The organism is Paenibacillus sp. RC73 (assembly GCF_044908085.1).
Lineage (GTDB): Bacteria > Bacillota > Bacilli > Paenibacillales > Paenibacillaceae > Paenibacillus > Paenibacillus terrae_A.
The window spans coordinates 447974-461718 of sequence record NZ_JBIYCV010000001.1; the positions used below are offsets into that span (position 1 = coordinate 447974).

Annotated in this window: 9 protein-coding genes; all 9 read right to left on the minus strand. The window is 49.2% G+C overall.

Annotated features, from left to right (window positions below):
- Positions 1-7 precede the first annotated feature (7 nt).
- The 9 genes from ABH897_RS02075 to ABH897_RS02115 all read right to left on the minus strand — a co-directional run bounded on the left by ABH897_RS02075 (position 8) and on the right by ABH897_RS02115 (position 13721).
- Positions 8-970, minus strand: coding sequence for a sugar phosphate isomerase/epimerase family protein (locus ABH897_RS02075; protein WP_283655538.1), 963 nt, complete (start codon positions 968-970; stop codon positions 8-10).
- On the minus strand, positions 967-1839 hold the full coding sequence (locus tag ABH897_RS02080) for a carbohydrate ABC transporter permease (RefSeq protein ID WP_283655537.1): 873 nt from the start codon (positions 1837-1839) through the stop codon (positions 967-969). Before ABH897_RS02080 ends, ABH897_RS02075 begins: the two co-directional genes overlap by 4 nt.
- Before the next feature lie 22 nt (positions 1840-1861).
- On the minus strand, positions 1862-2764 hold the full coding sequence (locus tag ABH897_RS02085) for an ABC transporter permease (protein WP_283655536.1): 903 nt from the start codon (positions 2762-2764) through the stop codon (positions 1862-1864).
- Positions 2765-2794: 30 nt separating this feature from the next.
- Positions 2795-4405 carry an extracellular solute-binding protein gene (locus ABH897_RS02090; RefSeq protein WP_404580202.1) on the minus strand — a complete coding sequence of 537 codons (1611 nt, stop codon included), beginning with the start codon at positions 4403-4405 and terminating at the stop codon, positions 2795-2797.
- Between the two features lie 400 nt (positions 4406-4805).
- A complete protein-coding gene (locus ABH897_RS02095) occupies positions 4806-6011 on the minus strand; it encodes an MFS transporter (RefSeq protein ID WP_283657814.1) in 1206 nt (401 codons plus the stop codon).
- A gap of 19 nt (positions 6012-6030) precedes the next feature.
- Positions 6031-7077, minus strand: a complete 1047-nt coding sequence (locus ABH897_RS02100; RefSeq protein ID WP_404520932.1) for an ROK family protein — start codon at positions 7075-7077, stop codon at positions 6031-6033.
- Positions 7078-7263: 186 nt separating this feature from the next.
- Positions 7264-9537, minus strand: a complete 2274-nt coding sequence (locus ABH897_RS02105) for a helix-turn-helix transcriptional regulator (protein ID WP_404529694.1) — start codon at positions 9535-9537, stop codon at positions 7264-7266.
- Positions 9538-9888: 351 nt separating this feature from the next.
- The gene (locus tag ABH897_RS02110) at positions 9889-12441 is read right to left on the minus strand and encodes a beta-mannosidase (RefSeq protein WP_404520933.1); all 2553 of its coding nucleotides are present in this window, start codon (positions 12439-12441) and stop codon (positions 9889-9891) included.
- A gap of 212 nt (positions 12442-12653) precedes the next feature.
- Entirely contained in the window at positions 12654-13721 is a 1068-nt protein-coding gene (locus ABH897_RS02115; protein ID WP_283655531.1) for a LacI family DNA-binding transcriptional regulator, read from the minus strand.
- Between the last annotated feature and the right edge of the window lie 24 nt (positions 13722-13745).

A 13745-nucleotide genomic window follows, 5' to 3' on the forward strand; every position in this document is an offset into this window, starting at 1 on the left:
TCGTTGATCATCCTTGCGTCTGAAGTTTCGCTATCTTGCTTGTCAGCAACTCATGGCTCCGTTCAATATCCTCCGGCTGACAAGCTGCTTTCAGCTCATAGACCTTAATTGGGGCTTGCCGGATAATATTCACAAAACGATCAAAGAACTCCAGATCACCACTATGAATATAAGGGCACCAGTGATCGGATAACCCTATCGTTTCATGAATGTGGACACCGAGAATATAGTCGATCATTTCATTGGCTTCCTTGGCATTATCGTACAGCCCCATTCGGTCCATAATTATGCCGTGTCCAATGTCATACCACAGATATACAGGGGCGCCCTTCAAATCGTCTATGATCGTCTTGGCCTCCTGTAAGGTAGGCATCTGATAACAGCGTGAACGCGTTTCGATACCAATTGCTACATCATAGCCCTTGGAGGCGATACGGTCACACACCTCTTCCAGACTGTCGCGGATACGCTGTACATAATGCCCGCTCAGCGCATTCCGCCGCTCCAGCATTTGTGCCCACAGCGCCTGATAAGCAGCCGAATCCCTGCCCTGCTCACGGTAAATCACTTCCAGCTCACCGCTGATATCGTAAGGAAACGGAACCTCTCCGGGATGTACAACCACCGCCTTTGCACCATAACGATGCGCATATTCCGCAGATTGTACCAGCAGCTCTATTGCGCGTTTTCGCTTCGTCTCATCATCAAATCCGAGCAGAACGGAATCCGTACCGTAATCCGGGTCAGGCGTATATGGAAACGTATTATGCACACTAGATATTCCGATTTCTCCCCGCTCAATCATAGGCTCAATCGTCGTCAGCATTTCCCGGGTAATGTTATAATTCAGCTCCACCCTGCCAAAGCCCAGCTCGCGGATTTCCTCCACAAGCTCCTGGCCGACAGTATGCCTTTTTAAATTCCAACAGGTGGAAAAGGAGTATTCCCCCTTCGCCTTCATCGTCATCATCCTTTCACCGCTCCAAGCATCACGCCGCTGACAAAATATCTTTGCAGCCATGGATAAACAAGCAGGATCGGAACCGTTGCGAAAATGACACTCGCCGCCTTCAGCCCTTCAGGTGTAATTCTCGCGCCGCTCGCTCCTTCCAGCCTCGACAGCTCGGACACCATGTTATTTTGAATCATTTGATACAGCTTGAGCTGCAACGGGAACAAATCCGGGTTTTGAATATACATCAGCGTATCTTGAAACCCATTCCAGCGCCCCACACCATAAAACAGACTTAATGTCGCCAGGACGGGCAGGGACAGCGGAAGCACAATCCGAATCAAAGTGCCGAATTGGCTGCTGCCGTCAATCTCTGCCGCTTCTCCCAAGCTCTCTGGAATCCCGTTAAAGAATGAAATCAGAATAATCAGATAAAACGGACTGATCAGACCTGGTAAAATAAGGGACCCTATATTATTCAGCAAATGCAGATCGCGCACCAGAATGTATTCTGGAATGATACCGCCACTGAAAAACATCGTGACTACAATCATGAACATGATCGTTTTGCGGCCCTTTAAATTTTTCTTCGTTAATGGGTATGCAGCTATCACCGTCATCAGCATACTCAGCACCGTCGTGATCACGGTCAGCATGACCGTAAACCCGAGCGAACGAATCATGCTCATGTCGGAGAAAACTTTTCCATACGCCTTCAAATTGAACTCAACCGGAAACAGGGTAACCTCCCCGGACGTAATAGCCCGGTTTGAGCTGAAGGAAATAGATAAAATATGAATAAACGGGGCCAAACACAGCAGTACAGCCACAGCCACCAATAGGGTGGTTACAATATCAAAGGTGCGGTTCGCAGTACGTTCACTCATCAGATGTCAGCTCCTTTACCACTTACATAATACTTTCATCCGTCAGCTTCTTGGAAGCATAGTTCGCACCCAGTACGAAGATCAGGCCCACCACGGCTTGGAACAAACCAACCACCGTTGCCAGTGTGTATTGCCCGGACTCCATCCCGATGCGGTATACAAACGTACTTAGCACATCGGAATAATCCCGAACCGCCACGTTGCCAATCACATAAGGACGATCAAAGCCAATGGTGATCATATTGCCCAGATTAATGATGAGCAGCGTAGCAATCGTCGTTTTCATACCCGGGATGGTAATATGCCAAATTCGTTTCATACGCCCTGCGCCATCTACCTCAGCGGCCTCGAACAACTCCCGGTTAATTCCAGTCAAGGCAGCCAGGTACAAAATCGTTCCCCAGCCTGCACTTTGCCACACACCTGTAAGCAGATACGTGATCACCCAGTCATTTTTATCCGTCAAAAATGGAATCGCCTGAAACCCGAGCGAGGTCAGCACATTGTTAATCATGCCGGACTGCGTACCAAATACTTGGTACACAATCCCGCCGATAATTACCCAAGAGATAAAATGGGGAATATACAAAATCGTTTGCGAAAGCTTTTTAAACCAAACTACTTTCATTTCATAGAGTAAAATCGCCAGGACCAAGGGTGCCGGAAAAGATACCAGCAGATCAAGCAAATTCAGCACGATGGTATTGCGCAGTGTTCTATAGAAATCGTCCATGCGGAACACTTCCCGAAACGCGTCGAATCCGATCCATTCACTTCCCGTAATTCCCTGGAAAAAGTTGAAATCCTTAAATGCAATCTGCACGCCCCACATCGGGCCATATTTGAACACAATGAAGTAGGCCAAAGGCAGCACAAGCAACGCGTATAATTGCCAATATCTGCGGAAGTAAACGTTCCCTTTCATGCGCTGTCTCCTCCTTTACGTTCCGCCTTCTTACTTGCCTGTCATGGCCTTGTAAGCCTCGGTGCGCTCATCCAGTATCGCCTGACCGCCGCTTGCCATATAATCCTTCAACGCAGCTTCAAAGGTTGCATCAAATTGTGCGGACGGCGCCATCACCGATTTGACGACCATTTCATCAAACTTGTCCAGCAGCGAGTTGCTGTATTTGGACTCGGATTTAATCGGATGGTCAAATTTCAGCGGAGGAATGGTATCCGTGTTGGAAATATCCATTGCTTTGCGAACTTCCCCCTGGAACTGGGACGGCATACCCAAAATAAAGGCTTCCTTGTTCTTCTCATCATCGCCTGCAATCTTGCCGTTCGCTACGATAACTACATCGCCCTGATTATAGATACGGTCTTGTGCTTCTTGTGTCGGGTTTTCCTTGGCGACTGGAATTCCGTCTTTCAAGGTATAATTTTCGCCTTCCACACCATTTTGCATATCGAGCAGCACCTTTTCGGAAGACATCCAGTCGAGGTACTTGATCGCCTCAATCGCATGCTCACTGGATTTAGGCACCATAATGTAGAGTCCATTGGATGCAAATTCCGGCTTAGCATGCTTACCCTCACTGTTCGTGTACGGGTCCATTGGCGTCAGCTTGGCTTTCGGCTGGTTGGCCAACAGATTTGGATAAGCCGAGTCATTGTAAAAAATGTTGTCGTAATCCTCGCTGAAAAAGCCGGTATTGCCGCTTTGAATGTCCTGAGTCAGCTGTTTTTTATCCTTATCCAAACCAAAATCCTTGCTGATCAGATCTTCATTGTAAAGCTTGTTCATAAACTGAACTCCATCCTTGAATCCAGGCAGCAGGATCGGATAGTCACGGGAACCCAGCTTTTGAGTCAGCGTATATTTCTGCTCATCCGTCACTGGCTTGATAAAAGACCACAGCAGCGAATCATATTGTCCAGGCTCCATCGTCATCCCCATTGGAATCACCTTGCCGCCGGTCTTGCCGGGGTCTTTTTCCTTGAACGCTTTGAGCGTGTTATATAGTTCGTCTGTCGTTTTAGGGACAGGCATTTTCAGTGTGTCCAGCCAATCCTGGCGTATAAAGGAAGAATATTTCCCTAAAATAGTGCGCTTGCCCGGAATGGCGAACTGCTTGCCTTCCACCTGACCGTAGCTCAGCGTATCTTCACCGAGGAATTTTTTGAGATTCGAGCCATACTCATTCAGTAGCGGAGTCAAATCTGTCAGCCCACCTTGCTCTGCGTACCGCTCAAAAGTGCCGGAATCGTAAGTGAATACGATATCAGGTACATCGCCGCCACTCGCCATCAGGACATTCAGCTTGGTAACCTCTTCCGAGCGCTGAACAGGCACATACGATAGATCAATATTGTTGGGTTTGCCAAAGTTCTCTTTTGCATAACGGGTTAAATAGCTGTCAGTAATGGTGTAGCCTTGAGGTGTGTTGCCTCTGTCAAAAATTTCAACCTTCAATGAACCACCCTTGTCTCCGGTAGCAGCAGTCGAACTTTTGTCCGCCTCACCTGACGAGCATCCGCTCAATACAATCGACAGTGCAACCGTAGCTGCAAGCAGCAGACGCAGCTTCTTCAATGTTCCTTTGGCCTTATTTCCTCTCATTCCTGAACACCCCTTTGTCTGCTTTTTCCCGTTCGTCCCCTCTTCTTTAATGAGGAGGTTATGGCATATCATGCATCGGCATGTGTCTGTTCCTCCGGGTCCGGGATGTGCCTTAGTATGACATGAGCGTAGGAAAACTGACAATAAACTAGTTTCCCGATCATAAACAGTTTAGATGAAAGCGATTACTTAATACGATAAAACGCTTACTTTTATAAAAGATCACTATTTTCCTGCGGATAAACTATTTTCTCCGTTCGAATCGCGTTAGGTATGTTGCCATATCAAGTGACTTAAAAGTTGCTTTTACGCAAAAAAAGCATCCTCCCTCTCATCAGGGTTGGGATGCTCTCTGTGTTTTGTTAAGTTTTAACGATGTAGTAGCTTCACTATACTACTCCTACGGCGAAGTCTCTGATGGAAGACTCATGGATAGCTTGCGCACCTTCTCTGTCTTTCCATCTTTACGGCTGCGTGATACATAAACCATCATTAACGCACCTAAGGTCGCGCTGATCAGACAAGCGAGATTCATTAACTGTGGCCCCCCGGCATGAAGGAGGTATCCATTCAACAGATTACCTACAATGCCCGCCAGTCCGGCGAATACCATATTGAACACACTTTGTCCGGTGGCCTGCATATCCTTTTCCGTCACATGCGATACATATTCAACAGCCGCAATGTAGAAAAATCCAAACGACAACCCATGCAACACCTGCACAGCGATCATAACCGCAGGATCAGGAAATGCCAGTTGAACTCCCCAGCGCAGCATATAGGCTACAGCCCCTAGCAAAAGGGTTCTCTCCAGCCCAATCCTGCGAATCACCCTGGAAGCCAGCAGCATAGAGGGCACATTCGTAATGGAAGCAACCAGCAGAGCAACCCCGACCAACTCTGTAGGTCCTCCCGACATTTTAAAGGCCAGTACAAAATAGGTATTAAATGCGGTCAACGTCTGATTTACCAAAAAGCTGCCACCCAAAAATATTAAAAACGTCCTGTTACGGATTAATTGACCGATACCGTCAGAAAACGATTTGCGCAACGCCAGATCTTCCTCCGTATTTTTCGGAAGCGCCAGGGCCGTCAGGGCCGCAAGACCGTTCAGTACCAAAAAAGGCACCCAAATCATGGACACCGATAGAAGCGACACAAACAGCCCTCCGGCATAACCGCCCACCGCATTACCTATACTCGCCATAAATCGTATGCTGCCGTAGGTCGCTCCTGCCTTTTTCGCTGTCACGATCGCATAGGAATCAGCGATCGGCGCCTGTGTTGCCGTGAATATAGCCATGATCGAATAAACAAGCGCCATCAGCACAAATTGCTCCGACTGATAACATACCGCCATTACACCCGGGACAGCCACACTCAAAATAAGCACCAGCCGCATTTGACGGTATTGATCCACAATAATTCCCCATACTGGCTGAACCAGAATGGATACCAGCGTACCGATCGCCATCAGCGCACCAACACTGGTACTCGTCAAACCGTTCTGAACCAGCAATAAGGTCAAATACGGGTTAAACATCCCCCCGGCCAAACCAATAAACAAATAAAAGCCTCGCAGCTTCAGCATTTGTGAGCCAACCATCTGGAATCCTCCCTGTTGTTTAGCGTACCTTGCTGCCCAGAATCGTCGCCAGCGCTCCGATGGCCCCGGCTTCATTACCCAGCCCAGCAGGTACAATGGTACAAGGAATGTCCGTCCATAAGGCTACTCTTTGCCGAATTTCATCCAAATAATACGCGCTCCCTTCAGCCACACCGCCGCCTACAACGATCATTTCCGGGTTCAGCAAGCTGATGACATTCGTCAAAGCCATCGCCATATGAGCCAGCGCAGGCTCCAGAATCGTCTGTGCTTCCACATCTCCTTCGGCTGCTGCTTGCAGAACATGTCGCGCCCCAACATGTTCCCGTTGTCCATCCGCCAGCCGTACCATGTGCGTACCTGGTATGCCGGATGCGAGGGCCGATTTTACACTGTGTGTTATTGCCGTACCCGACGTTAAAGATTCGAACACACCGAACTCGTCCGTCCCTTTCCGTTTTGCCGCTTGCCGCGCCTGTTCCTCGCCTGCAATCCAGTAGGCCATCTCACCAGCTCCGTTGGCCGCTCCCTTGTACAGCTCCCCGTTCAAAATAAGACCGCTTCCGATGCCTGTTCCCACCGTTACCATCATCACATGACGTAATCCCCGGGCCGCCCCTAGCCATTGCTCTCCCAACGCAGCCATATTCACATCGTTATCCAGCACCAAGCGTCCGCCATAGCGCTGTCCAATGACAGATCGTATACCGCCATGCGCACCACTGTCACGTGTGCTGTCGTGCATATTCCATTGGAGCGCCGGAGCATGAGTGATCATGCCGCTATCATTATCTACCACACCGGGAAAGCCGATTCCGATTCCTTTTAATTGCTCCAGCGTCAAGCCTTCCTGCTCCAGACAGCTTTCCAGTTCCTCGAACAGACACTTAAAGAAAAAGGCTGCATCCTTCGTATGAACCGTCGGAATTTTATGCCTCACTACCACTTGCCGTTCCGCTGTACCGATACAGATCAGTGTCTTCGTCCCGCCGACATCAATGCCTGCTGCCCAGCCGGAAGCCTTCGGCTCATCCCCATATTGCTTTTGTACATCTATGTCCGCCATAGCCATCCTCCGTCATTCCGGTTCGCCCTCATGCCTGCCAATACATCGGCCGTTGACGCCCTGTAGGTTCAAGATATGGACATAAGTATCGCATTTGTCCCCCTGTGCCGCAATAAACTAAATTCCGCCCCATAAACCGACACCGTCTGCCCGCCTTTTTAACGAAAAAGCAAAAAAGGCGAGCGCCTAAAGCGCTCCCCCTGTTAACGATGAATCTTCCGGCTTCATTCTCAGCTTGCGATAATCTCCCGGCGTTACACCAACCACACGCTTGAACACCCGTCCAAAGGTAATCGAATTGGCATAACCGACCTGGGTGGCAATATGCTGAACCGTCTCTGTAGTGTTGCACAGCATTTGCTGGGCATGGTTCATGCGCAACCGGGTCAAAAAATCCACGAATTTCATATCAAACTCAGTTTTAAACAGATGACTGGCATATTTAGGCGATACATCAAAACGTTCGCTCAAATGATTCAAAGATAAATCCGGGTTCGTATAATGCTCTTCAATATACTGCTTCATCTCACTGACCATAGCCCGATAGCTCTTGGTTTCACTGGCTGCAACATAAGTCCGGTACACGGTGGTCATGTGTTCCAGCATCAGGGTGTGCATCAGGGCCAGCGAAGGAGCAGACTCCACCTCAAATCTCCACCTCTCCATCTCCGAACCGTTAAAATAACGATCCAATGCGCCCGACACGTCCTTCATCTCGCGCATTTCCCTTTCCAGCAGCTCCTGTAACCACTGAATCACGGTTAAAATATCCCCATCCTTCAACTTGTCCGTTTCCATCGTTGCGAATATACCTTCCAACTGTCCACGCCAATCATGGCTGGCCAGCCGAAAAGAACGGATCGTCTCTGAAATCAACGGCAGATACGTATATAACGGAATTTCATTGTCCTGCGGAACCTGGTCACTGGTCACAATATCGCGTACCCCGAGCGTTAGCCGATACCGAAGGGCAGAAACAGACGCCCGATAGGAATCCTTAATATACTCCAGCTCTTGAGTTTGACCACCAATTCCGATGGTGAGCTGTACACCCAGATGACCCTGTAGCCACTCGCAGCCCGTTTGCGCCATCTCTTGCAGCTTCACAGCCAGCAACCCTTCCCCATCACCATCCTCTTTCCGCAGCAAAATGGCAATTCTTTCGCGGCTCATCCATTCTGCCCAGCCCTGCCAACCATAAGTGGCTGCAAGCTCCTGCATCACACCAAGCAACGACAGGCTTAGGCGTTGATCTTCACTTCCATGCTCATTCGAACTTCTACTACCCGCTTGTGGTCCTTCTGTTGTGTACGGCTGCTCCAGTTCCAGATCATGCAGCTCTACCACCATGACGGCGTAGACACGGATAGCCTCTCTCTGGGTATCGTCCACAAAAGGAGACAGATTATCCAAACGCACCGCGGCCGTTTCCATGGTTGTACCTTCCATCAGGTCAAGGAACAGCTGTCGTCGCCGAATAAGTACATTCGCCTGCTCTTGCTGTTCATAATCGACCGTTTGCCGAATCAGACTTTGCAGCGCGTGATCAATCATCCACAGCTCATCTTTGTTGTTTTCCTCACCGGGGCGGCCCGGCAATTGTTGAATGCGCTGCATCATCAGTTGAATCGGCCTGTAATTTCTGCGTGTTACATAAATAATGTAGATCACTGCCAATACGACAACAGCCAGCCCGAGCACAATCCAAACATAAGAAATCACAGACACCCACTCGAACAGTTGCCCGGCACGAATGCCACTTTCGAAGCTCCACCCTAGCCGGGCCGACGGCAGATGAGTCAATTGCTGTCCGTCTTCCTCTTTTACAGCTCCCCCTGCGCCGGATGCAACCGGATAGATCGTATGCCCATTGCCATCCTTAATCACCAGATAAGAAACCGCCGGATTCGTCATTTGACCGATCATTTGCTCTAACGGATACACACCGATATTGACCACCAGCAACCCTTGTCCCCCGAACGGCAACGGAAGACGCTTATGCATCGAAATCACACGATCTGACGTATGTTTGCCCGGCTCCTTCCATTCCCGCACTGGTGACCACTGCCGATCCTCAGACCGCAGCGCCTGCTCGATATACGGATAATCGCCAAATGTCTTGGCATCCTGAAGTCCGCTCCTGGTAAGTACCTTTTGATCTTTCATCCTGTAAATATAAATAGAATGTACCAATTCATGATTATCCTTGAGCGCACGCAAGCTTCCTGCCAGTCCATACAACATCGTACTGCCGCTCTGCGCCTGTCCATTCAGAAAGTAGCTGTAGCTCTTATTGGTTTCCGCCTCGCTTAATACGTCCATTTCTACCTTCGTCAGCGACTTTTCCACACTGTCCATCACAAATCCGGTCGTGATCCGATTCGCCTTCCCGGTTTCATTACGCGATATCTCATTCACGATCAGGAAGGATAAAAAAATGAGAATAGACACGGTCAACATAAAAATCGGGAAATAGGAAAAAAACAATCTCCTGTACCAGCTCTTTCGCATCATATACCCCCTGCCGCCTAATGCTTTCATGACCCTTTTTATAGACCTTCGTCCAACACTAAGCATACTCGTGATGTCAGCTTTAATGCGATCTTGATTATACTTTGAACCTATTCTACCAAAATTAGAGGCTAAATAGATAGATTTCTCACAAATATCCATTAACATTAAATTTAAAAACTTATTTTTGTTAAATATACTAACACAACGAAAGCGCTGTACATATCATCACAAAATCATGTTTACAACAAAAAAAGGCTTATCCGCCTAAATGAAGTACGGATAAACCTGATCTGTTCTCTAATCTTGTATCCAATCTAGCAACGAGCGTACCGTCAGTTTGCCTGGAGAAGCTGCCTCAAAAGCCGAGCTCCCTCTGCCCAGAGCCAAAAATCCCACCGTTTTAGGAATACCGGGAGCCAAATCCAGATGATTGTCGCTGAAAATGCCTTCCTGGTCCGCCGACAGCCATACATGCCTCGCCAATACATCCGAGCGAAGGTTAAAGCTGCTTCCTCCGCTTCCCTGCACCTCTGTTACTTCAATATTCGGCTGCGGCAAATCCATCTCTTTTGTGTCAGCAAAATAAACTTCACAGGAATCCACCGGTTCACCGTTTTGTATCAAACGTGCGACCAGCATATGCTCAGCAGGGTTCAGGCCCTTCAGCCATTTGTCGGCAGGCAGTATATGTACCGACCCCGCTGCATTAGCTTGCTGCTCTACCTGAATGTCCTCTTCACGGATGGCCTTACTACCCCGGATATGCAAAAGCGTCAGCCGCAGCGTGCCTTGAACAGGTTTTAGCGTATCGTTGACAATATGCAGCTCCTTATTACCCTGCTCCGTATCCGCCACGCTCAGCAACACGTCTACAAAGCTGCGCTTAGCCGTATATTGCAGCGCCTTCCAGCGACCAAAATAGTCCATACTCGACCAGGAGGCAACGGGCCAGCAATCATTCATTTGCCAATACAATGTGCCCATGCAGTAAGGTTTGCGACGCCGATGCGCCTCGATGGCCATTTTCATCGCTTCCGCCTGTAAAATCTGACTCATGGGAAGAAAAGCTTTAAAATCCTTCGGCTCCCGCATGTACCGTTCCATATATTCTTTAATCAGGCGATTGCCCGCCCCGTTCTTTTGATGCGCCAGCATTACCGCAGATTCCAGCTCCAGATCGTTCTCTTCCGCATAAGCGCGCACGGACCTGTATTCGGGAAAGGACTGAAAGCCATATTCACTCATAAAACGCCCCACATGCACATGGTAATTCTCAAAAGGCTCAGATGCGTGCCACACGCCCCAGTAATGAACATCCCCAGCCGTCGAGGACGGATGAGCATGCTGATTTCGGTCTTCAGACAGGCCGATCAGTGGAGACGAGGGCCAATATGCCGTCTGCGGGGACCAGCTGTGTACCACTTCCGGTAAAATCCGGTGAAAGAGCGTCTCATAATCAAACCACAAGCGCTCTCGTTGCGCTGGCGTATAATTCTTTTTCCAGCCCCAGCCTCCCTTCTCCTCATAATGCGCCCAAGCCGAATCAATCTCATTATTGCCGCACCATAACGCGATACATGGATGATTGCGCAGACGCTTGATGTTGTCCTCCGCTTCCTTAGCCACATTGTCCAAAAAAGCTTGATCGCCCGGGTACATACTGCACGCGAACATAAAATCCTGCCATATCAATAAACCGTATTCATCGCAAAGCTCATAAAATACGTCTTCCTCATAAATACCGCCGCCCCAGACCCGCAACATGTTCATATGAGAGGCGGCAGCACTGGCAATCTCGTGCCGATACCTTTCCCGTGTCACTTCAGGGGCAAAGCTGTCATTCGGAATATGGTTGGCTCCCTTCGCAAACACTGGAACCCCGTTCAGTTCAAAATAAAAACTCTCTCCCGCCACATCCTGTTCACGCACAAGACGAATCGAACGCAAGCCCGTCTTCACCGTTTTTTCCGCGATTACAGCTCCTTCATCCCGCTCCACAAGCTCAGCTGCAAACGTATATAGATGCGGCTCTCCAAGTCCCCGGCACCACCACAGCTTTGGCTGCTCCATATACAATTCCAGATCCACCGTTTGCCTTCCCTTCAACAAACGAACAGGCTTCGACCACTCCCTGCCGTCAGCGGAAATACGCAGATCGGCTTCTCTGATCTCACCCGCATTCTCAATCTCTGCCACAGCCGTGAGTCTGGCTCCCTCTGCACTTATTTCATCCTGCCGGATAAACAAGTCCCTTACGATAAGGCCGGACCATGCCTCCACGCGCACCTCTCTCCAAATGCCACTCGTCACCAGCCTCGGTCCCCAATCCCAACCGTAATGGTAAGGAGCCTTGCGCGCGAAAACGCTTACCTTTTTGTCCGCCAAACCACCTGCTTCGGACTGATCATTCGGCGCAGGAAGAGCGTAACCTAGTTGTTCCAGCTTGGGCACATCCTCAGCTATTGGAGAACGGAACGCGATTTCCAGCCGATTCTCTCCCTGTTGAACCCATGCCTTCACATCCCGTCTCCACATCCGAAACATATTGTTGGCCGTCAAAACGGGGTGTCCATTCACTTTTACCTCCGCATACGTGTCCAAGCCCTCCAGCACCAATTCTACACACGGGCACTGAAGCTGTTCCACACTCATTTCAAAATGGGCTTCGTATATCCAGTCCTGTTTGTCAATCCATTGTACCTTCTCCTCGTTCGTTCCGATAAAAGGATCAGGAATTTTACCATGTCGTAAAAGGTCCGTATGCACACATCCCGGTACCTTCGCGCTAAGCCACTCATCACCTTGCGCTTCCCTAAACCTCCAGTTATCCAACCCTGTCACATTGAACATCGTCGCAAGCCTCCCTGTAAGGATGATTGGGAACATCTTGACTCCTCTATAAACATAACAAAAATAACATTAAGCTAACAAATTAGTCAAATCGTTTTTTGTAAAAAAACAAATTGAAAAACAACAAAGAAAAGTCGCTCTCGCCCAAAAAAGGCTAAAAGCGACTTTTTTATCTTCCCCATGTACGGAGCTCAATCATCTACATCTGGACATCAACTATATTTGATTGTACTAATCGGGTGTTCATGATCATCATTTCCCTGACTGAGCCGCGGCGCATACCCCTCCCGTATGACTAGCTCCGCGTGCAGCAGCTTTTTCTCGACGGGCGAATCCGGGTTGGTTATACGCCATAGCAATTGATCCACCGCACGCATTCCCAGCAGCTCCTTATCCACTCTCACCGTAGCATAAATCGGCATCTGCTCGCTCGTATCGTCAAAACCAGTCACTCCACAGCGCCTTGGGACGTCAATTCCCTTTCGTTTGAGCACATCCACCACGTGCCCGGCAGTCACATCATTCACACATACAAAGATCTCCGGCAATTCATCCTCGGTCAGCTTGTCCAATTCCTCGGCGAGCTTCTGCGCTCCCATGTGGAGCAAAGCTCCGTTTTGCTTTAAGTCTATTCCTCCAAGCTCCAGTGTGGAGCGAAAAGCTTCCCAACGTTCATAGAAACTGTGAGCATCGTCGATATTTCCGACAAATTGAAAACGGGTATAGCCCCTGCACAGCACATTTCTCATGAGTTCAGACATACATGTGCGGTTATCTGTAAACACCGTATCGCTTAAAAACGCAGCATCCCAATGGTCCACCATGACGACCGGAATGCTCATCCGATAAATATTCAGCAATATAGAAGTAGAAATCGACCCCACTGTGATAATGCCCCTGATCGCTTCTGGATTCAGCAAAGAAAACATATCCTCTGTTGAAGGCTCCGTTAACGTCAGCATGTTCATTCCCTTTCCATTCAGGCGCTCAGAAATGCCTTCAAACACAGGACCCCAATACCTGGATTCTCTGTTCTGGTGCCGTATATTCGGAAATAACACCAGCACAGTTCCCGACCATTCCCCGGCATCCGTGTCCCGAGGTTCCACCCCCGTTGTCTTTGGATGATTGCGAAAATAGCCCATCTGGGCAGCCAGCTTGACCAACACTGCCCTCGTCTCCTCACTTACTCCGGGCTTGCCGGACAATGCACGCGAAACAGCGAACTTTGAAACACCGGCCGCATCCGCAATTTCCTGCAACGTTATTTTTCCACGCATCTTCTCACCCAACCCTATTCGGAA

Coding starts and splice junctions, on each gene's coding strand:
- ABH897_RS02075 (WP_283655538.1), bottom strand. CDS start 970: ATGATGACGATGAAGGCGAAGGGGGAATACTCCTTTTCCACCTGTTGG.
- ABH897_RS02080 (WP_283655537.1), bottom strand. CDS start 1,839: ATGAGTGAACGTACTGCGAACCGCACCTTTGATATTGTAACCACCCTA.
- ABH897_RS02085 (WP_283655536.1), bottom strand. CDS start 2,764: ATGAAAGGGAACGTTTACTTCCGCAGATATTGGCAATTATACGCGTTG.
- ABH897_RS02090 (WP_404580202.1), bottom strand. CDS start 4,405: ATGAGAGGAAATAAGGCCAAAGGAACATTGAAGAAGCTGCGTCTGCTG.
- ABH897_RS02095 (WP_283657814.1), bottom strand. CDS start 6,011: ATGGTTGGCTCACAAATGCTGAAGCTGCGAGGCTTTTATTTGTTTATT.
- ABH897_RS02100 (WP_404520932.1), bottom strand. CDS start 7,077: ATGGCGGACATAGATGTACAAAAGCAATATGGGGATGAGCCGAAGGCT.
- ABH897_RS02105 (WP_404529694.1), bottom strand. CDS start 9,537: ATGTTGACCGTGTCTATTCTCATTTTTTTATCCTTCCTGATCGTGAAT.
- ABH897_RS02110 (WP_404520933.1), bottom strand. CDS start 12,441: ATGTTCAATGTGACAGGGTTGGATAACTGGAGGTTTAGGGAAGCGCAA.
- ABH897_RS02115 (WP_283655531.1), bottom strand. CDS start 13,721: ATGCGTGGAAAAATAACGTTGCAGGAAATTGCGGATGCGGCCGGTGTT.